Origin of the sequence: Thalassospira tepidiphila MCCC 1A03514 (assembly GCF_001662875.1) — a bacterium.
Taxonomy (GTDB): domain Bacteria; phylum Pseudomonadota; class Alphaproteobacteria; order Rhodospirillales; family Thalassospiraceae; genus Thalassospira; species Thalassospira tepidiphila.
The window spans coordinates 135,002-159,849 of sequence record NZ_JPVZ01000001.1 but is presented as its reverse complement, the minus strand read 5'-3'; the positions used below and the strand labels follow the sequence as shown (position 1 = coordinate 159,849).

General features: G+C 54.4%; 21 protein-coding genes and 2 tRNA genes. 14 read left to right on the top strand and 9 right to left on the bottom strand.

The window, feature by feature from the left end; all coding sequences use genetic code 11:
* The first annotated feature begins 180 nt into the window (after positions 1-180).
* Positions 181-1,047, top strand: a complete 867-nt coding sequence (locus TH4_RS00770; protein WP_063088883.1) for a formylglycine-generating enzyme family protein — start codon at positions 181-183, stop codon at positions 1,045-1,047.
* Positions 1,048-1,182: 135 nt separating this feature from the next.
* Positions 1,183-1,923, top strand: a complete 741-nt coding sequence (locus TH4_RS00765) for a DUF6969 family protein (RefSeq protein ID WP_064779978.1) — start codon at positions 1,183-1,185, stop codon at positions 1,921-1,923.
* A 127-nt stretch (positions 1,924-2,050) separates the two neighbouring features.
* Here TH4_RS00765 and TH4_RS00760 read toward each other — a convergent pair whose 3' ends face one another.
* Positions 2,051-2,449, bottom strand: a complete 399-nt coding sequence (locus TH4_RS00760) for a c-type cytochrome (protein WP_064779557.1) — start codon at positions 2,447-2,449, stop codon at positions 2,051-2,053.
* 473 nt (positions 2,450-2,922) lie between these two features.
* Between TH4_RS00760 and spbR the strand changes: the two genes are divergently transcribed.
* Positions 2,923-4,059 carry a SpbR family protein gene (gene spbR / locus TH4_RS00755; protein WP_008889656.1) on the top strand — a complete coding sequence of 379 codons (1,137 nt, stop codon included), beginning with the start codon at positions 2,923-2,925 and terminating at the stop codon, positions 4,057-4,059.
* A 144-nt stretch (positions 4,060-4,203) separates the two neighbouring features.
* On the opposite strand, the gene TH4_RS00750 is transcribed toward spbR, so the two are convergent.
* The 6 genes from TH4_RS00750 to TH4_RS00725 form a co-directional block, all read right to left on the bottom strand.
* Positions 4,204-5,595, bottom strand: a complete 1,392-nt coding sequence (locus TH4_RS00750; RefSeq protein ID WP_064779556.1) for a TRAP transporter large permease — start codon at positions 5,593-5,595, stop codon at positions 4,204-4,206.
* A 21-nt stretch (positions 5,596-5,616) separates the two neighbouring features.
* Positions 5,617-6,201, bottom strand: coding sequence for a TRAP transporter small permease subunit (locus tag TH4_RS00745; RefSeq protein ID WP_008889658.1), 585 nt, complete (start codon positions 6,199-6,201; stop codon positions 5,617-5,619).
* A gap of 110 nt (positions 6,202-6,311) precedes the next feature.
* On the bottom strand, positions 6,312-7,373 hold the full coding sequence (locus TH4_RS00740) for a TRAP transporter substrate-binding protein (protein WP_174713873.1): 1,062 nt from the start codon (positions 7,371-7,373) through the stop codon (positions 6,312-6,314).
* 528 nt (positions 7,374-7,901) lie between these two features.
* Positions 7,902-7,978 (bottom strand) — tRNA-Pro (locus TH4_RS00735).
* Positions 7,979-8,189: 211 nt separating this feature from the next.
* Positions 8,190-8,266, bottom strand: a tRNA-Pro gene (locus tag TH4_RS00730).
* Positions 8,267-8,365: 99 nt separating this feature from the next.
* Positions 8,366-9,403 (bottom strand): polyprenyl synthetase family protein, encoded by a 1,038-nt coding sequence (locus TH4_RS00725; protein ID WP_157097682.1) that lies wholly within the window; start codon positions 9,401-9,403, stop codon positions 8,366-8,368.
* Positions 9,404-9,656: 253 nt separating this feature from the next.
* Here TH4_RS00725 and TH4_RS00720 point away from each other — a divergent pair, with 253 nt between their 5' ends.
* The 6 genes from TH4_RS00720 to ppdK all read left to right on the top strand — a co-directional run bounded on the left by TH4_RS00720 (position 9,657) and on the right by ppdK (position 17,258).
* Entirely contained in the window at positions 9,657-9,914 is a 258-nt protein-coding gene (locus TH4_RS00720; RefSeq protein WP_064779976.1) for a putative signal transducing protein, read from the top strand.
* A gap of 38 nt (positions 9,915-9,952) precedes the next feature.
* A complete protein-coding gene (locus TH4_RS00715; protein ID WP_064779555.1) occupies positions 9,953-10,738 on the top strand; it encodes a tRNA1(Val) (adenine(37)-N6)-methyltransferase in 786 nt (261 codons plus the stop codon).
* Between the two features lie 75 nt (positions 10,739-10,813).
* Positions 10,814-11,038 carry a hypothetical protein gene (locus tag TH4_RS00710; protein ID WP_064779554.1) on the top strand — a complete coding sequence of 75 codons (225 nt, stop codon included), beginning with the start codon at positions 10,814-10,816 and terminating at the stop codon, positions 11,036-11,038.
* 526 nt (positions 11,039-11,564) lie between these two features.
* A complete protein-coding gene (locus TH4_RS00705) occupies positions 11,565-12,455 on the top strand; it encodes a glycine--tRNA ligase subunit alpha (protein WP_064779553.1) in 891 nt (296 codons plus the stop codon).
* 3 nt (positions 12,456-12,458) lie between these two features.
* Positions 12,459-14,522, top strand: a complete 2,064-nt coding sequence (glyS, locus tag TH4_RS00700) for a glycine--tRNA ligase subunit beta (RefSeq protein ID WP_064779552.1) — start codon at positions 12,459-12,461, stop codon at positions 14,520-14,522.
* A gap of 75 nt (positions 14,523-14,597) precedes the next feature.
* The gene (gene ppdK / locus TH4_RS00695) at positions 14,598-17,258 is read left to right on the top strand and encodes a pyruvate, phosphate dikinase (protein WP_064779551.1); all 2,661 of its coding nucleotides are present in this window, start codon (positions 14,598-14,600) and stop codon (positions 17,256-17,258) included.
* A gap of 62 nt (positions 17,259-17,320) precedes the next feature.
* On the opposite strand, the gene TH4_RS00690 is transcribed toward ppdK, so the two are convergent.
* Both TH4_RS00690 and ygfZ read right to left on the bottom strand, forming a co-directional pair.
* Positions 17,321-17,998, bottom strand: coding sequence for a hypothetical protein (locus tag TH4_RS00690; protein WP_157097681.1), 678 nt, complete (start codon positions 17,996-17,998; stop codon positions 17,321-17,323).
* A gap of 125 nt (positions 17,999-18,123) precedes the next feature.
* Positions 18,124-19,038 carry a CAF17-like 4Fe-4S cluster assembly/insertion protein YgfZ gene (ygfZ, locus tag TH4_RS00685; RefSeq protein ID WP_064779549.1) on the bottom strand — a complete coding sequence of 305 codons (915 nt, stop codon included), beginning with the start codon at positions 19,036-19,038 and terminating at the stop codon, positions 18,124-18,126.
* Between the two features lie 149 nt (positions 19,039-19,187).
* Between ygfZ and TH4_RS00680 the strand changes: the two genes are divergently transcribed.
* The 5 genes from TH4_RS00680 (at position 19,188) to asnB (ending at position 24,782) form a co-directional block, all read left to right on the top strand.
* On the top strand, positions 19,188-20,228 hold the full coding sequence (locus TH4_RS00680; RefSeq protein WP_064779548.1) for a glycosyltransferase: 1,041 nt from the start codon (positions 19,188-19,190) through the stop codon (positions 20,226-20,228).
* A 120-nt stretch (positions 20,229-20,348) separates the two neighbouring features.
* A complete protein-coding gene (locus TH4_RS00675; RefSeq protein WP_245227659.1) occupies positions 20,349-21,203 on the top strand; it encodes a glycosyltransferase family 9 protein in 855 nt (284 codons plus the stop codon).
* Entirely contained in the window at positions 21,196-21,960 is a 765-nt protein-coding gene (locus TH4_RS00670) for a glycosyltransferase family 2 protein (RefSeq protein ID WP_064779546.1), read from the top strand. The genes TH4_RS00675 and TH4_RS00670 overlap by 8 nt, the downstream gene beginning before the upstream one ends.
* A gap of 24 nt (positions 21,961-21,984) precedes the next feature.
* On the top strand, positions 21,985-23,010 hold the full coding sequence (locus TH4_RS00665) for a glycosyltransferase (protein ID WP_064779545.1): 1,026 nt from the start codon (positions 21,985-21,987) through the stop codon (positions 23,008-23,010).
* Positions 23,010-24,782, top strand: coding sequence for an asparagine synthase (glutamine-hydrolyzing) (gene asnB / locus TH4_RS00660; protein ID WP_064779544.1), 1,773 nt, complete (start codon positions 23,010-23,012; stop codon positions 24,780-24,782). The genes TH4_RS00665 and asnB overlap by 1 nt, the downstream gene beginning before the upstream one ends.
* Positions 24,783-24,848 lie beyond the last annotated feature (66 nt).

Here is a 24,848-nt window from a genome sequence, read left to right as displayed (position 1 = left end):
TACAATTGATTAGAAGCCCATTAGATAAAATGCATGTCAGAAATACCGGTTGAAACCTGTCAAACCGATTGAAAGTGCGACAAAAGTTCAGCATCTTGGGGGCAGTTATAAAGGGGGCTTAAGTTGGGGTTTCGTTTGAATAAAGCGTGAGCCCCACCGCCCATCAGGACGGAAGTTTGTATGATAGTCGGGGATCGTATCGCAGAAATCTGGAAGTTCTGCGCTGTTGCGTGCGTTGTTGGCCTTGCGGGAAACGCAGAGGCGGCAGGTAATGGAATTCCCGAGACGGTCGACATTCCGTCTGGCTGGTTCTGGCAGGGATCCGATTCAGTCGAACGGCAATATGCCTATCAGATTGACGAGCAGGTCTATGGCCATGACATCAGCCGTCGTAACCGTTGGTATGATCTCGAAGCCGATAAATGGCGCGTCCATCTTTTGGGTTATGATATCGGCAAAACGCCGGTAACCAATGATCAGTATGCGGTTTTTGTCGAAGAAACCGGCCATCCCGCACCAACGATCAGCCAGGAAGACTGGGAACGTCAGGGGCTGATTTATAACTATGACACCATCGTGCCGTTCCTTTGGAACGATGGTCGCCCCCCGCGCGGGCGTGGCAATCATCCGGTCGTTCTGGTGTCGTGGCAGGATGCCAACGCCTATACCCGTTGGCTGAGCGAAAAGACGGGTGAAAGCTGGCACTTGCCCGACGAGCTCTATTGGGAAAAGGCGACGCGCGGCCCGGATGGTACGTTCTACCCTTGGGGAAATATTTTCGATGCAAGCCGCTTGAACAGTGCCGATAGCGGGCCGTTTGATACCATGCCGGTCGGCCAGTTCGAAGCCGGGCCATATGGTGTGCTTGACGGTGTCGGGCAGGTGTTTGAATGGACGTCTTCGTCTTCTCAGCCAGGCTATCGCACGGTTAAAGGCGGATCATGGGATGATCGCGGGTGCGGGGTTTGTCGCCCGGCCGCCCGTCACGCCCGCCCGGAATATCTCAAGCACATCCTGATTGGTTTTCGGGTAATGCGCGATCACTGATCGTCCGAGACGATTGTTGCAAAGCGCCATCAAATCACTAACTGTTGAAAGGGGTTTATTGGCGTGATCGGTCGCAAACCGCCTTATTCTGTGCAAACGGAATAACGGGTGGATCGCAACGATGTTGGTAAAGAAATGACTGAAGACAAACTCGATTTGGCGTCTATCCCGACAGATAAGCTTGAAAAGATGTTGGCCGCGGGACGCGATGTTATGGAATGTCACCGCGTTCTGACGGCGACGGGCGATAACATCGTCGGTGAACTGATCAAGGGGTCGGGGACGTTCTATGAATGGAACCACTACCCCGAGGGCGATGTCTATGATCGCCAGTCACATGCGCAGTTCTATTATCATGCCCATCCCAAGGAAGAACGCCGGGACTGGGACGAGCACGGACACTTCCATACATTCATGCGCCTGCGCGGCATGCCCGATGGCTGCAAACCCAAACAGATCGAAGGCTTTGCCTATCCCGAGGGACCGAACGACGCACTTTCGCACCTGATCGCGTTCTCGATGGATGAGTTTGGCTTTTGCCAGAGATTGTTTACCACCAACCGTTGGGTCACCGGCGAAGTCTGGTATGACGCCGAAGACGTCATCGGCATGCTTGATGGTTTTGTCATCGACCATGCCCAGCCCTCCTGGCCGGTCAATCGGTGGGTGTCGGGCATGATGGTGCTTTTCCGGCCACAGATTGAACAGCTGATCCGCGAACGCGATCAGACCGTTGCAGACTGGGCGCAAAAACACCCTGACCGTGACGTCTATGAAGATCGTGATCTTGAAGTCACCGCGACCCTGGATGTCGCAACGGTGGAGCAGATGCGTGCGGTTGGCGAAGAACTTCTGCGTCGGCGCGAGGCGGCATAGGGTGCCTGCGCAACAGGTATCTGCAATACCCAGGACGCATCGCCAGAGATTGTAAACAGAGTGCAAATAACAAAAATGGCCGGGGCAGTTTGCTCCGGCCATTTCGTATTGCGAGATCGTGAAAGTGTTACTGAGCTTTCAGGAACTCGATGATGTCGGCAACATCTTCATCTTTGTTGAGTTTGAACGCCATTTTGGAACGCTCCTTGGAACCTGCGATTTCGCTCAGTTTCGCGGACGGATCCTTGAGGTAATCGGTCAGGAACGCTTCGTCAGCAACAAAGCCTTTTTCGCAGGCAGCAAGATAACCCTTGCCGTATTTGAAACCTTCAACCGTACCGCATTCACGACCGAACGAACCCGCAAGGCTTGGGCCAACCTTGTTCACACCAGCATCAAGGCTGTGGCAAGCAGCACAGCGCTTGAAAAGTTTTTCACCTTTCTCCGCATCACCAGCAATCGCAGGGGCGGCAGACAGGAAGGCGATGGAGCTGGCAACGAGAACCAGTTTGCGCGAAAACGTCATTATTGAGCCTCTCTCTTAGTTCGATGTTCCCGGTGATCGGGACAATGCACCACTTTCTGGCGCACCTGTGGGTAAACGCAAGGTCAACGCGGAATATTGTTATGCGTCGAACAAGTACAAGATCGCTTGATCTTCAAAAACTGGTAACCAGATCTATCATAGTGTGATGGTGAAAAATTTGAGTTTAGTCAATTTTTGGACTGAGCTGTCGAAATTTGCCAGATTTCAGATGCTTCTGATTGCTGGTGTAAGGCCTAAGACTGAAATAGTGTGTTTTTGCCATTGTGGCAGAAGGTTTGATGAAATCCATCAGGGACGCGGAATGTCCCGGTTCGACAATTGATCAACAGGATGGTTGAAAATCAGGACCTTGTGCCCCAACTAAGGAAAATATGTTTGTCGAATTCCTGCCAGAAGTATAATGTTGCGCAGAAATTTGGCAGCCATATCAGAAGCGTGCCAGGAGATATCTATTGCCACGTATCACCAAAGAAGATCTGAGCAAGCTGGTTCAGGACCCGTCAGGGGAAAATCGCGCGGACACGGCAGACAAGATCAGTCGTGAATTCACGACCGAGACCCTGACTGACAGCGAACGTGTTCTGGCCGAAGATATTTTCCGTCTGATGATCCGTGACGCGGAAGTCCGCGTGCGCAAGGCGCTTGCCAAAAACCTTGCCCAGACGCCTTTGGTGCCACACGACGTTGCCGCGACGCTGGCCCGCGATGTCGACGAAGTCGCGCTTCCGGTTCTTGAATTTTCCGAAGTTCTCAATGACGACGACCTTGTCGATATCATTGGCGATAATGCCGACAGTGTCGAAAAGCAGCGTGCGATCGCCTCACGGTCATATGTGTCCGAAGTCGTTTCGGCAACGCTGGTCGATATCGGCCATGAAGACGTGATGGTCGACCTGATGTCAAACCAGGGTGCCGAAATCAGCGAGGTTTCCCTGCAAAAGGTCGTTGATGATTTCGGCGACAATGAACGCATCCAGAAACCGATGATCGAACGCAATCATTTGCCGATCACGATTGCTGAACGCATGGTGACACTGGTGTCCGAACGGATGCGTTCGCAACTGATTTCACGCGGCCACATCCCCGAAGGGATCGTTAACGCCGTGATGACCCAGTCGCAGGAAAGCGCGACCATCGGGCTTCTTGGGGATGGTGTCGAGGAACGCGATGTCGAACTGCTTGTCGAACATCTTTATAATAACAAGCGTCTGACCAGCGGTTTGATCCTGCGCGCACTTTGCATGGGCGATGTATCCTTCTTCGAGGCCGCCTTGGCGAAACGTGCCGGTGTCTCGTTGATCAATACCCGTATTCTTATTCATGACAGTGGTCCGTTCGGCCTTGAAGCGATCTATAACAAGGCCGGCATGCCAGAACATTTCTTCCCCGGTGTTCGTGCGGCGATTGAAGTTGCCCGCGAAACTTCCTTTGACGGTGAAGAACATGACAAGGAACGCTATTCGCGCCGGATGATCGAACGGGTCCTGACCCAGTACGGTGATCTTGGGGTCGAGTTCGATTCAGACGACGTCGATTACCTGATGGGCCGTATGTTGCAGCTTCCGGGTGAACGGGCGTTGCATCACTGATCTCGCCTGTCAGCACGATGATCTTGCAGTCAAAACCGCCCGATGTGTAATCCGGGCGGTTTTCTTTTCGGCCTTCGTTGCGCAAACAAAAAGGGCGCTGCCATGCCGACAGCGCCCTTTGTCAGTTCCTATCCAAACGCCACACTATTCAAGCAGCGTATTGGGCATCCACAAGGCCAGTTCCGGGAAGTACATCACGAGGATAAGACCCAGAACCTGCAGAAGTACGAAGGGAATGATGCCTTTGTAGATCTGCTGGATGGTGATGGATTTCGGCGCCACACCCTTGAGATAGAATAGGGCAAACCCAAACGGTGGCGTTAAGAAGCTTGTTTGCAGGTTCACCGCCACAAGGACCGCAAACCAGGTCAGAACCTGTGCCTCGGTGGCTTCGAGGCCGCCGATATCAAGGTGATGCCCAAAATCAAGCTGGGCAATGACCGGTGCAAAGATCGGCAGAACAATCAGGGTGATCTCGACCCAGTCAAAGAAGAAGCCAAGGATAAAGACGATCAGCATCAGCAGAAGCAAGATGCCCCATGGACCAAGACCGGCACCTTCGACAAGGTCAATCACCAGATCATCGCCGCCCAGCGAACGGAACACATAGGAAAACACCGTCGCACCGGCAAACAGGAAGAACAGCATCGCGCCGGTCAGTGCAGACCGTTCGCAGACATCCTTAAGGACCGGCCATTTCAGGCGCCCCTTGACCAGTGCCAGGAAGGTCGCACCAACCGCACCAACGCCTGCGGCCTCGGTCGGGGTGGCAAAACCAGCAAAGATCGAACCCAGAACCAGAACAATCAGGAAGACCGGTGGCAAGAAGCTGCGCAGCATCATCATGACAAGGTCTTTACCGTGTACGGCTTCGCCTTCTGGAAGCGGCGGCGCAAGCGACGGGTTCAACTGACAGCGTACAAAGATATAGACCGTGTACAAGCTTGCAAGGAGCAGACCCGGAATGATCGCTGCCAGGAACAGGTTACCAACCGATACCGACAAAAGGTCGGACATCAGAACCAGCATGATTGATGGCGGGATCAGAATACCCAGCGTCCCCGATGCCGCAATTGTCCCGGTGGCCAGCGACGGATCATAATTACGACGCATCATCACCGGCAGCGCCAGCAAGGTCATCATCACAACCGATGCGCCAATAATACCGGTGGTTGCCGCCATGATGGTGCCCATTAAGGTTACCGACAGTGCAAGACCGCCCGGCACTTTGCGCAGTAGCATGTTGAGGCATTCCAGAAGGTCTTCTGCAACACCACTTTTTTCAAGCATCGTGCCCATGTAAATGAACATCGGCACGGCAACCATCACCATGTTTTCGGAGATGCCGCCCCAGATACGTGAAACGATATTGAAAAATTCAATAAACGAGAAAACGTCATAGGCCATGCCCAGAAAGCCAAAGGCGATCCCGATGCCGGAAATGACGAAAGCAACCGGAAGTCCCGTGAAGACAAGAATGCCGAGCGAGGCAAACATGAACAGCGGAAACCAGTCTTCGATATAGAAGTTATCCATTTGGAATTATCCCCGTTCCGCTCAGTCTTTGATCTTGGCAGTGCCAAGTTCTTCAAGATGGTGGGTCCCGACGTAATAGCCTGCGCGCTTGTGCAGGTTGGTCGGGCCAAAGACATAGACGAAGCATTTCAGGAAAATCGAAAGCCCCGCCATGGCGAGAAGGCCAAAGCCGATGGGAATGGTTGATTTGATGATCCAGCGATGGGTCAGACCCGTTGTTGAAGCCGATACTTCGCCGCTTTCAAAGGAACGGGCGACAAAATCAAACCCGAAATACAGCACCAAAGCACAGAATGGCAGCACGCAAATGATGCCGCCGATCATCTCGACAATCGCGCGGGTGCGGGGGCGAAGGTTGTCGCGGATAAGTTCGATACGAACATGTGCATCGCGAATATAGGCGAAGCCGAAACACAACATGAACAGGCCGGTATGCAGGTGCCATTCAAGCTCCTGGAGCTTGATAGATCCCTGACCGCCGAATTTACGTTGGATCACGTCGTACAGGATGACGATCATCAATGGTATCGCAAGCAGGCTTGCCCACTTTCCCACGCGGGTCACGATGGCATCGATGATGTCACTAAATTTCAGTAGCGCTTCCATAGAAGGTCTCCCGGGTCTTCTTATCGCGGTCAAGGCCGGGGCACGGAGCACCCGGCCTTGCCGAGACTTGTTTTTGTCGACTGACTTAACAGTCGTTCAGACCTGTTGGATTAATCGAGATAACCGATGTCTTTCCAGATCTTGTAGTTTTCGCGGAAGCTCTGGAGGCTTTCATAAGCCATTTTGAAGTTCGCATCTTCAGCTGAAAGCTCGGCTGCGACTTCTTCCCAGGCACCACGCATGGCATCGAGCATTTCCGGCGACCATTTCTTGATGTTCACGCCTTTTTCCTGAAGTTCTTTCAGGGCGTCGAACTGGATCGCTTCACCTTCTGCAAAGCCATATGCAAGGTTGTCATTACAGACGGACTCGATCTGGGCACGCTGGGTATCGGAAAGCGCATCCCATTTTTCCTTGTTCATCATCAGATCGAACAGGGTCGACTGCTGGTGCCAACCCGGGAAGTAGTAGTACTTCGCGACCTGGTGGAAGCCGAGTTTCAAGTCAATCGCCGGCATGGAGAACTCGGTCGCGTCAATCGTGCCAAGTTCAAGTGCCGGATAGATGTCGCCACCTGCCAAAAGCTGGGTGGAAACACCAAGTTTTTCCATCACTTTCGCGCCAAGACCGAAGAAGCGCATTTTCAGACCCTTAAGGTCTTCCGGCGAATTGATCTCCTTGGAGAACCAACCAGATGCTTCCGGTGCGATCAGGCCACAGAACAGCGATTTGATGCCATGTTCGGCATAAAGCTTGTCAAAGATTTCCTGGCCGCCGCCAAACTTGACCCATGCCAGATATTCACCTGCCTGCGGGCCGAACGGAACGGCACCGAAAAGCTGAAGGGCCGGAACCTTACCTGCCCAGTAACCCGGGGTGGAGAAGGCGGCATCAATCGAGCCGGTCGAAACCGCATCGAAAACTTCCAGTGCCGGCACAAGTGCGCCCGGCTCATAGAATTTGATGTTGATATTGCCGCCAGAAACTTGGTCGATCTTCTCGTCGACGCGTTTGCCAAGCGTACCAAGCTGGGTCAGGCTGCCCGGATAGGTCGAGCCCATTTTCCAGCGAACGCGATCCTGGGCATCCGCATCAGAAGGTACTGCCGCAACCGCGACCGCAGCAAGAACGGCCGCACAAGTTGCGGATTTAAGCATTTTAGAAAAAGTCATTCGTCTTCCTCCCTAAGAAGTCCGAAATTGGTAATACCACGTGAGGCCGACCACCACCTTTTGCTTTTATTATTGGGTGGTATTCTCCCCGATTTTTATGTTGCAGGGCGAAGCATAAGCGTATTTCGCAAGTATGAGCAAGTTTGTTTCACCGTTTGCGAAAGAAAATATCCTTTTGCAGTGCAAAAAGAAAACTTCGTGTCAGGCGTGGAAAGCAGGAATTCCGCACGGGAATGCGCATTTGGCGTTCATTCATGCCGTTTGAAAATTCCGCGTCAAAAAGCTGCATGATCGTCGCGGCTTAGGGGATTTTGGTTTTATCACCCTAATTATTGTGGGGTGATTCGTGCCCGGGATTCTGTGTTACGCTAGGGGCATGTCCGGGTGATTGTTGCTGCAATTCAGGCGAACGATGCTGTCTTGCGATATTGCAAATGCAGCAGATGGCGTCATTTCGACGTAACACAGGGGAAGAAATCGTTTGAAAACGAAAACGGGCGGCCTTTCAATGAAAGACCGCCCGACTGATGGTCGGAGCGAGAGGATTCGAACCTCCGAGCCCTGCCTCCCGAAGACAGTGCTCTACCAGGCTGAGCTACGCTCCGTCAGTGGGCGGAGGTTTATCCCTTCTTTTGGCGTGGATCAAGCATAAACCGGTCGTTTTGGCGGAAAAAATGTCAGTGTAGGCGTGCGCGGGACGGGCAGTTTAACAAGCGATTGAAAATCCTGCCTCTGCAGGTGATGAGGGCGCGACACTTCTTTGACTGAAACGCAAAAGGCCCTGAAACGCATAAACGTTTCAGGGCCTTTGAATGATGGTCGGAGCGAGAGGATTCGAACCTCCGACCCCTGCCTCCCGAAGACAGTGCTCTACCAGGCTGAGCTACGCTCCGTCATTCTGCGAAGCCGGGTGATAATGGTTTATCGCAGGCGACGCAAGATATTTTTGCGCCGTCCGGGTGTGACCCCGGCATGCGCAAAGGGAATATCGATTAGTATGGCCGCGAAATGCAGAATTCGACTGCCTCGACCATTGCATCCTTGATCGCGCCGTCGTCAAAGCGGGACAGGGTTGCAATCGCCTTTTCACCGAATTCGCGGGCGCGGTCCATCGATGCATCTAGTGCATCATATTTGCGGATCAGTGTTTGCGCACGGTCAAGATCGCCGTCCTGGAAGTCCTGATCTTCCATGCAACGACGCCAGAAGGCCTTTTCGTCTTCATCGCCATTGGCGTACGCAATGATTACAGGAAGCGTCACCTTGCCGTCGCGGAAATCATCGCCAACGGTTTTGCCAAGGGTTGCCTGATGGGCGGAATAATCCAGAACATCGTCAATCAGCTGGAAGGCCGTGCCAAGGTAAATGCCATACAGGCGAAGCGCTTCTTCATCCTCGGCCGAACGTTCGGCAATCACCGCACCAATCTGGGATGCCGCGCCAAACAGGGCAGCGGTCTTGGCGGTGATCACTTCGAGATAGGCCTCTTCAGAGGTGCTCATGTCATTGGCGGTCGAAAGTTGAAGAACTTCGCCCTCGGCAATGACGGCAGATGCCTGTGCCAGAATATCAAGAACGCGCAGCGACCCGGTTTTGACCATCACAACAAAGGCGCGCGCAAACAGGAAATCACCGACCAGAACGCTGGCTTCGTTGCCAAACAGGGCGTTGGCCGATGCTTGGCCACGGCGCAGCTGGCTTTCATCGACGACATCATCGTGCAGAAGGGTCGCGGTATGAATGAATTCAACGCAGGCCGCAAGGTCCACTGCATGCGGTCCATCGCCATACCCGCAAAGCCGTGCCGATGCCAGTGTCAGCATCGGGCGCATGCGTTTGCCGCCGGCCGCGACAAGATGGGTGGCCAATTGCGGAATCAGGGCGACTTCGCTGTGCATGTTGTCGATGATCACCTGATTGACGCGCTTCATGTCGCCATCAACGAGGTTGACCAGTGAATCAAGGCTCGGCTGAGTCTTTGGCTGCGGTGCGGTATTGGTCACGCTGTATTCCGACTTCTCAAATGGCATCTTCGCTGCCTGCGTGGGCGAAGATTGCAAATAACAGCAGGCGGCCTCAACATAGATAGGCCAAGCTGTTGTGGTCAAGTGGACAAATGCGGTTCAGATCAAGCTTGAACCACAGATAATTCAGGGTTTCTTGCAGAGTGTTTTGTAAACCATGATCGCAAGCCCCTACATTATAGAGATATTATCGTTTTTTGGATTTCTTCTTATTTCAGTACGTACGCAAAACCAGATCACAGTTTGAAGGAAAATGCAGATGATCGAACTTTTTCGCAGTAACGATCCCATCGAACTGAGCTGGGCACAGGCTGTTCTGGCCGATGAGGGCATCGACAGCCATATCTTTGACTATCACGCCAGTATTATCGAGGGGTCCATCGGTGCCTTGCCACGGCGTCTGATGGTGGATGGTGATGCGGAAAGTCGTGCGAAATACGTTCTTGATGTTGCCAGACGCGAATTGGATGAGCATAACGCAAAGCGTGATGCGTCGGACGCGATGACGTCCGAGTAACAGGGCAATCAGATCAGAACGACAGATCAGGACAATCGATGGTGAATGCAGCCACACGCATTGAAGTGCCCGACTTCCCCGAAGAACGGATCAGCCATGATTTTCTTCTTGGCGGATCGGTGGTGCTCAAGCAGCCGGTCGACGGCTATCGGGCGGCGGTGGATGCTGTGTTGCTGGCGGCATCGGTTTCGATCAATTCCCGTCGTGATGAAAAGGTCCTTGATGTCGGTGCGGCTGTCGGTACGGCCGGGCTTTGCGTTGCCCGTCGTCTGGAAACGGCGAAGGTGACCGGTGTCGAGCTGCAAGACGATCTGTATGCGCTGTTTTGCCGCAACGTGATGGAAAATGATCTGGCGGGGCGTGTGACCCCAATTCATGGCGACATCAATGATGGTAGCCTGCCGCTGGTGGCTGAAAGCTTTGATCAGGTCATTTCCAACCCGCCCTATTATGCCGGGGGCACGCGGCCCAGCAATGAAAGCCGCGCCAAGGCCCATCAGGAAGGTACTGCAGACCTCAAGGACTGGATTGCCTTTTGTCTTAAGATGGTGCGGCAAAAGGGACGGATCACGCTTGTGCATCGTGCGGACCATTTGGACCGGATCATTGGTCTGTTGCATGGACGGGCCGGTGACATGACGGTTTATCCGATCTGGAGCAAGGCGGATGCCGAGGCGCCCTTGCGTGTGATCGTCTCGGCGCGTAAAGGCGTTGCATCGCCATTAACCATGCGGCGCGGGATCGTTTTGCACGATGAAGGCGGGGCCTATTTGCCGCAAACCAATACCCTTTTGCGCAACCCTATGGCATTGCCCGGTTTCTAAATCGGTCAAACTTCAATATAACAGCGACATGCCTGCGACAGATGTCGCAGATAAATCCGTGCTTTGGGACCTGATATGCTGAGTTTTTCGAAAATCCTCTTCACCGCGCTGATCATCGTTGTCGTCTGGCAAGGCTTCAAGCTGTTTAATCGCGGCAAACAGGTTTCAAGTAACGAACAGCCCAAACAAACCGGCCAGGAAAAGAAAAAGCAAACCAAGCCGATTGCCCACGAGCTTGAAAAATGCCCGCATTGCGGCGTTTACCATGCCGAAGGCAATGCACATCGCTGCGATACGTAAGCCTTTTTAACGACAAAATCGGGGCTCCGATCAGATCGCCTTTGCGGCATTCGACTTTGGGGCAATCCGCACGAATTTGGCTTGGATTTTTCCCGATAATCGATGATCTATGTTGCTGCAATGCGGCATGATCGCGAAGGGCGGGATACAAGGGTTGCAAATTCAGCGCGTCTCAGGGCTTTTGCCTTCTTGACCGCGCGGGGGCAGGGCGGTAGCTTGCCGCCCAAGAGCATGGTGCGTTAAATCTGCTCCACTTTGTTTGTTTTTGGCGTGCCGTCTGGCAAGGCACACTGTGCAGGGCGATGCGGAGCATCGTTCAAGCGGTGTAACGCTGCAAGACGTCGCCAAAAACAAACCCTGCGGGCCGGAACATCCTTCCGCCCCGCAGCGTCAACGTCCTTGACCGTAGCGCCGCTACGCTTTACGGACGTTTCCTTGCTGGGCAAAAGGATGCCTCCGGCAAAGTGGAACAGATTTAACGCTCCATGCTCTGGTTCATAGACAACAGTAATAGAGAGTTCGCGCCATGGCGCTCGACGGGTCGCAACGTCCCCCTTCATTCCAGGAAATCATTCTTCGACTGCAAAGCTATTGGGCCGATCAGGGATGTGTCATCCTGCAGCCTTATGACTTGGAAGTCGGTGCCGGTACCTTCCACACCGCGACAACCCTGCGCGCGCTTGGTCCGGAAACCTGGAATGCAGCCTATGTGCAGCCGTCCCGTCGCCCGACCGATGGTCGCTACGGCGAGAACCCGAACCGTCTGCAACACTATTACCAGTTCCAGGTGCTGATGAAGCCGTCACCGGCCAATTCGCAGGATCTGTATCTTGGCTCGCTGAAACATCTGGGCATTGACCCGATGGCCCACGACATCCGTTTTGTCGAGGATGACTGGGAAAGCCCGACATTGGGCGCATGGGGCCTTGGCTGGGAAGTGTGGCTTGACGGTATGGAAGTCACCCAGTTCACCTATTTCCAGCAAGTCGGTGGTTTTGAATGTAACCCGGTCCCGGTCGAGCTGACCTATGGTCTGGAACGTTTGGCGATGTATATTCAGGGCGTCGAAAACGTTTACGACCTTGATTACAACGGCAATGGCGTGACCTATGGCGACGTGTTCCTTCAGAATGAAAAAGAACAGTCGACCTATAACTTTGAAGTCGCAAACACTGAAATGCTGTTCCAGCACTTCAAGGATGCTCAGGCCGAGTGTGCTGTGAATATCGAACGTGGTCTGGCCCTGCCGGCCTATGAGCAGGCCATGAAGGCATCCCATCTGTTTAACCTCCTTGATGCGCGCGGTGTGATTTCCGTGACCGAACGTGCGGCCTATATTGGCCGTGTTCGTGACATGTCGAAATCCTGCTGCGAAGCGTGGCTGCGGTCGCGCGGCCATCTGAACGAGGAGGCATAAGTCATGGCCGAATTACTTCTTGAACTGTTCTCCGAAGAAATCCCGGCCCGCATGCAGGCGCGTGCGGCCGAAGACCTGACCAAACTGGTCACCGATGGCCTGAAGGCCGCCGACCTCGGGTTTGACAAGGTCGAAGCACTGGTAACCCCGCGTCGCCTGACCCTGATTGTCGATGGTCTGCCGGAAAAACAGCCTGACCTGCGCGAAGAACGCCGTGGTCCACGTGCCGATGCCCCGGAAAAGGCCATCAATGGCTTTTTGGCCGGCAATGGTGTGACCCTTGATCAGTGTGAAAAGCGCGAAACGCCCAAGGGGGTCTTCCTGTTTGCCATTGTCGAACAGAAAGGCCGTGCTGCGTCCGAGGTCATCAAGGACATCATCGAAGATGCCATGAACAAACTGCCCTGGCCGAAATCCATGCGCTGGGCAGATCAGAAAATCCGTTGGGTGCGTCAGCTTGACCGCATTCTTTGCTTGTTTGACGGCAAGGTTATTCCGGTCAGTTATGGTCCGGTCACCGCAGGCGATACCACCCGTGGCCATCGTTTTCTGGCTCCGGCTGAATTCAGCGTATCGAACGCGGCCGAGTACAAGGAAAAGCTGCGCGCGGCCAAGGTCATGCTTGACCGTGAAGAGCGCAAGCAGGTCATCCTTGATGGTGCCAAGAAACTTGCCGCGTCCGAGGGCTTTGAACTTCTGGAAGACAATGGTCTTCTGGAAGAAGTCTGTGGTCTGGTCGAATGGCCGGTTCCGGTCATGGGCAAGGTTGATGACCAGTTCATGGATATCCCGCGCGAGGTTCTTGAAACCTCCATGCGTGAACATCAGAAATATTTCGTGGTTGAAGACAAGGCGGGCAAGCTTGCCGCGCGCTTCATCACGGTTTCAAACATGGTTACCGCAGACAATAACGCAAAAATCATCGCCGGGAACGAGCGTGTTTTGCGCGCACGTCTGCATGATGCCAAGTTCTTCTGGGATCAGGATCGGAAAGTGACGCTGCAATCGCGTCTGCCGAAACTTGATAACATCGTCTTCCATGCCAAGCTTGGGTCGCTGGCAGAGCGCGTTCTGCGCCTGCGCGGTCTGGCGCGTGAAGTATCTGCGGAAATTCCGGGGTGCGATGTCAAACTGGCCGACCGCGCCGCAGAAATCGGCAAGGCCGATCTGGTGTCGCAGATGGTGTTTGAATTCACCGAACTGCAAGGACTGATGGGGAAATACTACGCCGAAAATGACGGCGAAGCCCCGGAAGTCGCCAACGCCATTGCCGAGCATTACGCACCGGCCGGCCCGTCGGACATGTGCCCGACCGCACCGGTTTCGGTGGCACTCGCCTTGGCTGAGAAACTTGATACCCTTGCCGGGTTCTTTGCGATTGATGAAAAGCCGACCGGTTCAAAAGACCCGTTTGCCTTGCGTCGTGCGGCACTGGGTGTCATTCGTCTGGTTCTGGAAAACGGATTGCGTTTGCCGCTGCGGCGTCTGTTCGCATTCGCGGTTTCCCAGTACCCGGCAAATATTCGTCGTGACGAGGCGGTTGAAGACCTTCTGGCCTTCTTTGCAGACCGCCTGAAAGTCCATCTGCGTGAACAGGGTGTGCGCCATGATCTGGTGTCGGCCGTGTTTGCCCTGGATGGCGAGGACGATCTTGTCCGCCTGTTGGCCCGTGTTGAAGCGCTTTCCGATTTTGTCTCTGGCGAAAGCGGCGTCAACCTGATGGCCGGATACAAGCGTGCGTCAAACATCCTGCGCATCGAAGAGAAAAAGGACGATACGTCCTATAAAGCGGACGTTTCCGCCGATCTTCTGAGCCAGGAAGAAGAACGCAAGCTGTATGAGGCGCTCATTGATGTCCGGCATAAGGCCTTGCCACTTCTGCGTGACGAGGACTATGCCGCGGCAATGACCGAATTTGCGCGGTTGCGTGAACCGGTCGATGCATTCTTCGAAAAGGTTACGGTCAATAGCGACAATGCTGACGAACGTGCCAACCGCTTGAAGCTGTTGGCACAAATTCGCACAGCGTTGAACGATATTGCCGACTTCTCGAAAATCGAATCATAAAACAGGTCAAGGTTGCGGGGCTTTCCCCATCCGGGGAGGCCCATCGGGGCCTCGACCAGATGAGGAAAAGGCAAGATGACCAAATGGGTTTACGGTTTCGGTGGCGGTAGCGCCGAGGGCCGTTCGGATATGCGTGAACTTCTGGGCGGCAAGGGGGCCAACCTTGCCGAGATGTGCAATCTCGGACTTCCTGTCCCGCCCGGCTTTACGATTACAACCGAAGTTTGCACGGCATTTTATGACAATGACCGCGCCTATCCCGATGGTCTGAATGCCGAGGTCGAAACCGCACTGGCGTCTGTCGAAAAGCTTGTTGGTCGCAAGTTCGGCGATGCCAAGGACCCGCTTTTAGTTTCTGTTCGTTCCGGCGCCCGCGCATCCATGCCGGGCATGATGGACACGGTGCTGAACCTTGGCCTCAATGACGAGACGGTCGAAGGCTTGGCAACAGTGTCAGGCGACCGTCGATTTGCTTATGACAGCTACCGCCGTTTCATTCAGATGTATGGCGACGTCGTGCTGGGCGTTGATCACTATCACTTCGAAGACATCCTTGAGACCGTCAAGGAAGACAAGGGTGTCAGCCTTGATACCGATATGGGTGCAGACGACTGGGCCGAAGTCGTCGAGGCGTTCAAGAAAAAAGTCAAAACCGAACTCGGTGAACCCTTCCCGCAAGATCCGCGCGAACAGCTGTGGGGCGCGATTGGTGCCGTGTTTGGCAGCTGGATGAACGCGCGTGCCAACACCTATCGCCGCTTGCACAATATCCCGGCCAGCTGGGGCACGGCGGTTAACGTACAGGCGATGGTCTTTGGCAATATGGGCGATGACTGCGCTACTGGTGTTTGCTTCTCGCGCAACCCGTCGACCGGTGAAGACCGGTTCTATGGCGAGTACCTGATCAATGCGCAGGGCGAAGATGTGGTTGCCGGTATTCGCACACCGGCCCCGCTGACCGAAATTGAAAAACAGGAATCCGGTTCGGACCTGATTTCGATGGAAGCGGCCATGCCGGTTGTCTTCAAGGAACTTTGCGATATCCGCGAAAAGCTTGAATCCCATTACCGCGACATGCAGGACATGGAATTCACCGTTGAATCCGGCAAGCTTTACATGCTCCAGACCCGTGCGGGCAAACGCACGGCAAAGGCCGCATTGCGGATCGCAGTTGAAATGTGCCGCGATGGTGTGATTTCCCAGGAAGATGCGATCAGACGCGTCGATCCCGCACAGCTTGATCAGTTGCTGCACCCGACCCTTGACCCCGAAGCAGATCGCAAGGTCGTCGGCATGGGCCTTCCGGCGTCGCCGGGGGCGGCATCGGGCCAGATCGTCTTTTCTGCCGAGGCCGCCGAGGAATGGGCGGGCAAGGGCCGCAAGGTTGTACTGGTGCGTATCGAAACCAGCCCCGAAGATATTGCCGGCATGCATGCCGCGCAGGGTATTCTGACATCACGCGGTGGCATGACCAGCCATGCCGCCGTGGTTGCACGCGGCATGGGCACACCATGTGTTTGCGGTGCAGGTGCGGTCAAGATCGATTATGCCAACAAGACCATGATGTCTGGCGGCGTGACCCTGAAAGAAGGGGACGTCATCACCCTTGATGGCGCCACGGGCGAAGTCATGCTGGGTGAAGTTGCGACCCTGAAGCCCGATCTTTCCGGTGATTTCTCGCAGCTGATGGAATGGGCCGATGCCTTGCGTCGCCTTAAAATCCGTACCAACGCCGAAACCCCGGAAGAAGCCGAAACCGCACGTGGTTTCGGGGCAGAGGGCATCGGTCTTTGCCGCACAGAACACATGTTCTTTGATCCGGAACGCATTGTCTCAATGCGCGAAATGATCCTGGCCGAAACCGAGAAGGGCCGCCGTGCTGCACTGGCAAAGCTTCTTCCCTATCAGCGTCAGGACTTTATCGACCTGTTCCGCATCATGAAGGGGCTTCCGGTTACCATTCGTTTGCTCGATCCGCCGCTTCATGAATTCCTGCCGCATGGCGATGCCGAAATCGCCGATGTGGCCAAGGCTGCCGGTGTGTCAGAAGCCATCGTCAAGCGCCGCTTGCTTGATCTTGCCGAAGCCAACCCGATGCTGGGCCATCGCGGGTGCCGTTTGGGCATCAGCTATCCGGAAATCTATGAAATGCAGGCACGCGCCATTTTCGAAGCCGCGATCGAGGTTTCCAAGGATGGTGGCGATCCGGTCATTCCGGAAATCATGATCCCGTTGATTGTCGGCAAGAAGGAACTCGAAATCCTCAAAGCCGCGATCATCAAGGTTGCCGCCCAGGTCGAAGACGAAAAGGGTGCCAAGCTGAAATATCTGGTTGGCACCATGATCGAATTGCCGCGTGCGGCACTTCGGGCGGGTGAAATCGCCGAAGAAGCCGAATTCTTCAGCTTTGGCACCAACGACCTCACCCAGACCACGTTTGGTCTGTCACGTGACGACGCATCGCGCTTCCTTGATACTTATATCTCCAAGGATATCTTTGCCGGTGATCCGTTCGTATCGCTTGATCAGGAAGGGGTTGGCGAACTGGTCAGCATTGCCGCCGAACGCGGTCGTGCGACTCGCGCGGACATCAAGCTTGGCATTTGTGGTGAACATGGTGGCGACCCGGCATCCATCGCGTTTTGCGAGGCACAGGGACTTGATTACGTGTCCTGTTCGCCGTACCGCGTGCCGATTGCGCGCCTTGCCGCTGCACAGGCCGTGCTTGGCAAGTAATCGCAGCATGTGAACTCAGTTTGCGAATGATGATAATAACGGCAACGGGATGCCCGTTGCCGTTATTTTTCGCCTGATGGTGATGACGGATCATTGCGCTGGGCAAGATGTTTCATCACCAGCATCCCGCCAACCGACAGACCAAGAAGCAGCAAGATGATGCCGCCGATCTTGAAAAGCTTCTCGTAAAGAAGGCGGTTGTGATATTCCGCCTCGCGCATCTCTGTCAGGTGGGTAATCACGGCATCAAGCTGTGGACGGTAACGTTCTTCGGGCGCAAGCGTACTTTCATAGCGCACGGCACGCAGCAACATGTTCAGGCGTTCAACTGCATCGAGGTAGTTTTCCTCGGTCATGCGGGCCTGTTCGATTGAGGGCCTCAGTGCCGGTTTTTCATTCGGTCCAAGAAAGTGCCCAGGATAGTTTTTAAGATCAGGCCAGTGATTGTCCAGACAGTCGCGAACATTGGTGACAATCGCGCCACACGGCACGATCTTCTGGGGATAAAATCGAAGCAGCGTACCAAGCGCCATCTGTTTGATCTGATGACCCTTGCGGTTATAGGCCTCGGTGATTGTGGCCATTTCCTTTTCGGCCTCGGCAATCGACATATCGGAAACAGGCACGTCACTCAGGTCCGGTGCAGCTTGCTGTGCCCCGGCCATAGCAGGCACCATGGCAAGCGCGCAAAGCGCGGCCATCAAGCCCCGGACAGAAAGGACCCAATTCCACAGTTTCATCGCAGTTCCCGTTTTGCTTTTCTTTTAACATAGGGGCTTTTGCGGCGTTGCAACAGGTTTTAACGAAAACGGGCCCCGCAAGGCGGGACCCGTTCGAAACGTAAATTTGACTTCGGGTGCTGAGATCAGGCTGCGTTTTCCGGCAACTGAACCCAATCGGGAACAGAAACCGTAATCTTTGCATCGCCTGCGCTGAGCTCTGCATCGCCCTCAACCCGCTCAAGCCGGATCATTGCCAGTCCATGGTCTCCATGGACAGATCGAATGATCCCCGCTTCCTTGTCGCCATTCATGATCGGCGTGCCGGCATCTGGCGCCGGGCCGTCGATTTTGATGGGCAGCAGACGTTTGCGCACAAGACCGCGATATTTGGTCCGGGCGGTAAGCTCCTGACCCATATAACAGCCCTTTTTGAAATCCACACCGCCAAGCTCTTCAAAGCCATTTTCAAGCAGGATGGATTTCTCGATTTCCAGTTCCTCGCTGCCATTGGGAATGCCAAGCGAGACGCGCATCTGGTGGTAGGTTTCGATATCGCTTTCCTCCGCACCAATTGCCGCCATTTCGGTCAGTGCATTTTTCGGCAGCAGAACACGCGCCCCCATTTCTGCAAGACGCGGATCAACCGCCTTGATGCCGTCTGCCATATGTGCGGTCGCACCGGGTGTTGCATCCAGCGACAGGGCGGAAAGCGCATCCTTGCCAAAAACGGCAATGACGTCGTAGCTGTCGGTGATATCAGATAGTTCTGCCTTGGCGCGGAGTTTATACATGCGAAGTTTCTTGAACAGTTCGGCCGCACGCTCGCCATTCTCGCCGCGCTCGCATTCAATCAGCAGGCTGTCTTCATCCTGATGATAGACAAAGAAATCAAACAGGAATTTGCCCTGCGGCGTTAAAAGCGCGCCATAGCCGGATTTCTCGGCTGAAATGGTTTCGATATTGTTTGATACCAGCCCTTGCAGAAAGCTGACCCGGTCCGGGCCGCTGACACGGATCACGGCGCGATCCGGTAAAAGGGCGTAAAAAGTCTCACTCATGATATTTATGGCTCCGGTAAATCGGAATTGTTTGGGCGAAATGTGGGGCAATCACACAAATTTCGCAAGACCTGTCTGTGCGGAGGCAGGGTGGGTAAGCTATAAGAAAACCCTTCATAAAACGCCGTCGAACGGATAGAACCAAACTTATGAAAATCTTGATGCTTGATCAGTCCATCGGCTTTGATCCCAAGGATCGCGAAGCCCGTCCGCTCGGAACATGCCAGCGCGCTTTCATTGCCTTGGCAGAGTCCCTTGTTGCCCGTGGTCACAAGGTCGAAGCGCGCCGCAATGGCGGCATCGACAAGGACATGCATGGCGTTGCCTGGCGACAGCTTGAAGCTGAACTGCCGCCCTTTGGCGGTGATGCGGTCAATACCGTGATTGTTTGGCGTGATCCGGCATTGCTCAGCCACGCTTCAGTGCCCGAGGGTGCGACTGTCGCACTCTGGTTCGATGGCGATCCGGCACGACTGAATGCCGATGATGTGCGTCTGGTTCTGCAGGAAAAGAAAGTTCAGGTCATCTTTACCGATGATGCGCAGGCAAAGGCCTTTGATGCAGACCTTGCCAAAAAGCCGATCGTGGTCAAACCCGGTGCGACAACATCCTTTGTCATGGCATCGAACATGCACTGGGCGTTTGAATCGCGCGATGAACTGGCCGTTACAGTTGCCAACAGTTCGACCGGGATCGCCCAGGTCATTCGCATCTGGGAAACCTATGTCGCGCCCAAGGCACCGAATGCGATCCTCGAAGTCTATGCCTATGACCTGTTTAGCGCCATGGCAGGCGAAAATGACAGCGTGTCGGACGACCTGCTTGATATGGTGCGATCCGCCATCGACAAGGGGGTTCGGGTCCATCATCCGAAACCAGAGGCCGACATGGCCGAAACTGTTGCCAATGCCCGTGCGTTCCTGCACCACGGCAAGTACGGCACGGATCATGTCGGGCAGTGGATTGTCGATGCGCTGGGGGCTGCAACGCCGGTTGTGTCCTATGGCGGTATTGCCAAAAGCCGGGTTGAGGATGGCAAGACGGGCTATATCGTTCCGGACGAGGCCGCATTTGGAAATATCACAACGCAGCTTCTGACCGACCGTTCCTTCTTTGCCAGCCAGTCCGAAGCCGCGCGCAATGATCGCCGCGAATGGATCCATGTCGCTGGCGAGCTGGAGAAACTGTAAGCCGTGCGCCTGCTGTTCATAACCTCAAACCGTCTGGGCGATGCGGTGCTTTCGACATCGGTTTTGCGCCACTATGTCGAAACCTATCCCGGCATCCGCGTGACAGTGGCCTGCGGCCCGGTGGCAGCACCGATTTTCGAAGCTGTCCCAAACCTCGAACGCATCATCAAAATGCCAAAGCAAAAACGCGGCGGCCATTGGTGGAAGCTCTGGAAATCGGTTGTCCTGAACTGGTGGGACATCATCGTCGACCTGCGCGGAAGTGCGACAGCTTATGTGTTGCCGGGCAAAACGCGGGTGGTGTTGCCGGGTAATGATGATGATTTGCACCGTGTTGAACAGCTCGGAAAATTAATTGGTGTTGAACCTGCACCGTTACCAGTTGTTTGGACCCGTCCTGAGGATGAGGCGCGCGCGAAAGAGCTCATCCCTGACGATGGCAAACCGTTGTTGGCTGTCGGACCATCTGCGAACTGGATTGGCAAGACTTGGCATCCCGAACGGTTTGAAGAAACAATTGCCGAACTGACCAAGCCCGGTGCGGTGCTTGAGAATGCGCGTGTGCTTCTGGTCGGGGCGCCAAGTGAACGTGATTCGTCCTTGCCTGTTATTGAGAGTATTCCGCCCGATAGACGCGTAGAAATATTTGGAACAGAGCATCTTTTAACTGTGATGGCCTGTCTGAAAAAAGCCGATCTATATATTGGCAATGACTCGGGCCTTATGCACATGGCAGCTGCCTCTACGCGACCGACACTCGGGCTTTTTGGCCCGTCGCGTGAGGAACATTATGGCCCTTGCTCGAAATGGGGACGGACGGTGCGCACGGAATGGTCATTCGATAAAATCATGGCCAACCGTGAAAGTTACCTATCCAAAGAAAATTTGATGGAAACCTTGCCGGTTGCCAAAGTTGTCGCGGCGGCAATTCAATTGGTTAAAGACTATCGCAATCAGGAAATCGGCGATGAGTGATAAAAAACCGCGTATTTCAGTCGTGATCTGTGCTCATAACGAGGAGGAAAGACTTCCTTCCTGCCTTGAAAAAGTGACTTTTGCAGACGAGATCGTCGTAATTTGCGATAAATGTACTGACAGAACCGAAGAAATCGCCAAGGGCTTTGGCGTCAAAACTGTCGTCGGTAGCTGGGACATTGAAGGCCACCGTCGCAACCGCGCAATAGCCGAAGCAAGTGGTGACTGGATATTCGAACTTGATGCCGACGAGCATATAAATGCAGAGCTGGCAGCGGCCATTCCTGAAGCGGTTCTTTCGGACAAGTTCGACTCATATTTGATCCCGGTCGACAATTATGTCGGGAAGCGTCTTGTGCGTTATGGATGGGGGGCATCCTTCGGGACGTCTGCTGTCTGGCGGCTTTATCGCAAGGGGTGCAAGAACTGGGGGGACGAGCGAGTTCATCCCTCGTTTGAGCTGACCGGTAAAAAAGGTCCACGGCTTAATGGTGCGTTGGTTCATTTTGTTGATCGCAACATCTCAGACATGATCCGTCGATTTGACAGTTATACCTCTGCACGCGCTGCCGACCTGCGGGCCACCGGAAAGATTGGCAGTTTCGCCCACAACTTCCGCCGAATCATCTCGCGCTTCTGGCGCTGTTTTGTGTCGCGCAAGGGATATAAGGAAGGTGGGTTAGGCTTTTTGATCGCGTTGCTGGCCGCCTTGTTCCCGATGGTGTCCTATCTCAAGGCGCGCTATGACGACGAGTAAGAAAGGCGCATCGGAGAACTGCCAATGACCATGCTCCTGCAAACCATGGCCGGAAGCCCATTTGGCGGCGCGGAGGAGTTCTTTGTGCGTCTTGCCTGCGGTTTTCAGCGGGCTGGCATCGATCAACATTGTATCGTGAGGCCGAATGAAGGCCGGAACACCGTTCTCGCCGAAAATGGTGTTTCATTTGATGAACTGCCTTTTGGCGGGCGTTTTGATTTGCGAACTCCGTGGGCGTTGTGCCAGCAGATCAAAAAGCACAAGCCAAAGATCGTTCTGAGCTGGATGAACCGTGCCAGCCGGATGACGCCGTCAGGCAATTTCACCAAGGTCGCCCGGCTTGGCGGTTATTACAAGCTCAAGAACTTCAGTGATTGCGATCATCTGATTGGCAACACGCGCGATATTTGTGACTATCTGGTGCGTGAAGGGTGGCCTGCTGAGCGGACCCATTATCTACCGAACTTTGTAGACGCAAAACCAGGCACACAGCTTGACCGGTCGGAATTCAACACTCCAAACGACGCACCGCTAATTCTTGGGCTGGGCCGCCTTCACGAAAACAAGGGCTTCGATACATTGATCAGGGCCTTGGTTGATGTCCCCGGCGCCTATCTCTGGATCGCAGGGGCAGGCGATCTCAAGGACGGGCTGCTGAAACTGTCCGCCGAATGTGGTGTGGCGGATCGTGTCCGGTTTTTGGGATGGCGTCGCGACGTGGCCAATCTCTTTGCGACCTGTGATGTCTTTTGCGCCTCTTCGCGACATGAACCGCTCGGCAATATGGTGATCGAGGCATGGGCTCATGGCAAACCGGTTGTCGCACAGGCGAGTCAGGGACCAATGCAATTGATCAAAGCGGGCGAGAGCGGATTGCTGTCTCCGCTTGAGGATGTTTCTGCGCTGGCGTCTGATTTACGCGCAGTCCTTGACGATAAGGCGCTTTCAGACACATTGTCGGCAAATGGGCGTGCGGCTTTTGATGCCAACTTTACCGAGGATGTCGTGGTCGCTCGATATAAGGCTTTCTTTGACGAGGTTGCACCTTAATGTGCGGAATTGCCGGTTATATCGCCAAGGACAAGCAATCCCTTGATCCTGAAATCCTTGATCGTTTGCGTGATGCTTTGGGGCATCGCGGTCCAGATGGTGACGGGCGCTATGTCAAAGGCCCCGTCGGTTTCATCCAGACACGCTTGGCAATTATCGATCTCAATACTGGTGACCAGCCGCTTTACCACGAAAATGGTAGTGCTTTGATCGCCAACGGTGAGATTTACAATTATCTCGAGCTCAGAAAAGAACTGGGTGAAGAGGGTTTCAAAACCCATTCTGACAGTGAAACCGCACTTCGCATATTTGCGCGCGATGGTATTGGTGGGTTTGATCAGCTGCGCGGTATGTATGCCTTTGCCATTCATGATATGGTCGATAATCAGGTCGTTCTGTGTCGCGACCCGTTTGGTGTCAAGCAGGTCTACTACCTTGAAACCCCTGAATATTTCGCATTCGCGTCCGAAGCGCAGGCATTGGTCGCTGCCGGACTTGTCGGACGGCAAGTACGCGAGGATGCCCGGTCCGAGTTGCTTCAGGTGCAATTCACCACAGGCGCGGACATGATCCTGGATGGGATAAAACGACTGCAGCCCGGTGAAACCATCGTTTTAAAAAACGGACGGATTGTCGAGCGCCGGCGTCGTCAGGTTCTCAGTGATGCAGGTGCGACTGGGAATAATCTGGAAAGTGCGCTTTATGAGTGGGACCGGGTGTTCGAGGAATCGGTTCGGCTGCATCAAAGATCTGATGTCGATTATGCCATGTTCTTGTCGGGCGGGGTCGATAGTGCGTCCTTGCTTGGTATGATGCACCGGCTTAATGAGAGACCGGTAACCGCCTATACTGCGGCGTTTGAAGCCAGCAGTGTGCATGACGAACGCGAACTCGCCCGAGAGGTCGCCAAGGCGTGCAACGCCAACCATATCGAAGTGATGTTTTCCGAAAATGACTTCTGGACGCTATTGCCAGAGGTCGCCGCACGCATGGATGATCCGGCAGCGGATTATGCCATTCTTCCGACCTACAAGCTTGCAAAGGAAGCCGCGCGCGATTTCAAGGTTGTGCTGTCGGGCGAGGGCGGTGACGAGCTGTTTGGCGGTTACGGTCGGTACCGGTCGGTCATGCGACCGTTTTTGCTGGGCGGTCGTGTGATGCGCTCCAAGGGGACGTTCGATAAGATTGATGTCTTGCGGCCTGGTGTTCTGGAGGGGTGGCGCGATGGCATTGCCGCGTCGGAAAGTCGTGAAAGCCGGGGGAAACGGTCGCGTCTGGCGATTGCTCAGGCCGTGGATTGCGCCGACTGGTTACCCAATGATTTGTTGCTCAAGCTTGATCGAATGCTGATGGCGCACAGTCTTGAAGGGCGCACACCGTTCCTTGATCCGGTTGTCGCTGAGTTCGCATACCAACTTCCCGACCGCCTCAAGGTTAGAAAAGGCGTTGGCAAATTCCTGTTGCGCAGTTGGCTGGAACGTTGTTTGCCAATGGCAAAGCCGTTTGCCAGGAAGCGCGGCTTCACGGTTCCGGTTTCAGAATGGATTGCAGCGCGCGGCAAGGAGTTGGGGCCGCTGGTCGCCCGGCAGGCAGGCATTATCGAGATCGCAGATGCCGACAGGGTGGAAAAACTTTTCAACACTCCGGGCAAACGTGAAGGTGCGGCTTGTTGGCATTTGCTGTTCTATGCGCTTTGGCATCAGGCGAATGTTCTCGGGCATGCGCCTTACCCGGACGTTTTCGAAACACTCGCCAGTTTTCAAAAAAGTTAAGACGTCTTAACTTTTGCGGGAACAAATTACTCGCTCCGGCATTTCTTAATTGCAAATAACAATTAA

Bases quoted from the DNA above. Each gene is read 5' to 3' on its own strand.
- TH4_RS00770 (WP_063088883.1), top strand. From the start codon at position 181: ATGATAGTCGGGGATCGTATCGCAGAAATCTGGAAGTTCTGCGCTGTT.
- TH4_RS00765 (WP_064779978.1), top strand. From the start codon at position 1,183: ATGACTGAAGACAAACTCGATTTGGCGTCTATCCCGACAGATAAGCTT.
- TH4_RS00760 (WP_064779557.1), bottom strand. From the start codon at position 2,449: ATGACGTTTTCGCGCAAACTGGTTCTCGTTGCCAGCTCCATCGCCTTC.
- TH4_RS00750 (WP_064779556.1), bottom strand. From the start codon at position 5,595: ATGGATAACTTCTATATCGAAGACTGGTTTCCGCTGTTCATGTTTGCC.
- TH4_RS00745 (WP_008889658.1), bottom strand. From the start codon at position 6,201: ATGGAAGCGCTACTGAAATTTAGTGACATCATCGATGCCATCGTGACC.
- TH4_RS00740 (WP_174713873.1), bottom strand. From the start codon at position 7,373: ATGACTTTTTCTAAAATGCTTAAATCCGCAACTTGTGCGGCCGTTCTT.
- TH4_RS00725 (WP_157097682.1), bottom strand. From the start codon at position 9,403: ATGCCATTTGAGAAGTCGGAATACAGCGTGACCAATACCGCACCGCAG.
- TH4_RS00720 (WP_064779976.1), top strand. From the start codon at position 9,657: ATGATCGAACTTTTTCGCAGTAACGATCCCATCGAACTGAGCTGGGCA.
- TH4_RS00715 (WP_064779555.1), top strand. From the start codon at position 9,953: ATGGTGAATGCAGCCACACGCATTGAAGTGCCCGACTTCCCCGAAGAA.
- TH4_RS00710 (WP_064779554.1), top strand. From the start codon at position 10,814: ATGCTGAGTTTTTCGAAAATCCTCTTCACCGCGCTGATCATCGTTGTC.
- TH4_RS00705 (WP_064779553.1), top strand. From the start codon at position 11,565: ATGGCGCTCGACGGGTCGCAACGTCCCCCTTCATTCCAGGAAATCATT.
- glyS (WP_064779552.1), top strand. From the start codon at position 12,459: ATGGCCGAATTACTTCTTGAACTGTTCTCCGAAGAAATCCCGGCCCGC.
- ppdK (WP_064779551.1), top strand. From the start codon at position 14,598: ATGACCAAATGGGTTTACGGTTTCGGTGGCGGTAGCGCCGAGGGCCGT.
- TH4_RS00690 (WP_157097681.1), bottom strand. From the start codon at position 17,998: ATGAAACTGTGGAATTGGGTCCTTTCTGTCCGGGGCTTGATGGCCGCG.
- ygfZ (WP_064779549.1), bottom strand. From the start codon at position 19,038: ATGAGTGAGACTTTTTACGCCCTTTTACCGGATCGCGCCGTGATCCGT.
- TH4_RS00680 (WP_064779548.1), top strand. From the start codon at position 19,188: ATGAAAATCTTGATGCTTGATCAGTCCATCGGCTTTGATCCCAAGGAT.
- TH4_RS00670 (WP_064779546.1), top strand. From the start codon at position 21,196: ATGAGTGATAAAAAACCGCGTATTTCAGTCGTGATCTGTGCTCATAAC.
- TH4_RS00665 (WP_064779545.1), top strand. From the start codon at position 21,985: ATGACCATGCTCCTGCAAACCATGGCCGGAAGCCCATTTGGCGGCGCG.
- asnB (WP_064779544.1), top strand. From the start codon at position 23,010: ATGTGCGGAATTGCCGGTTATATCGCCAAGGACAAGCAATCCCTTGAT.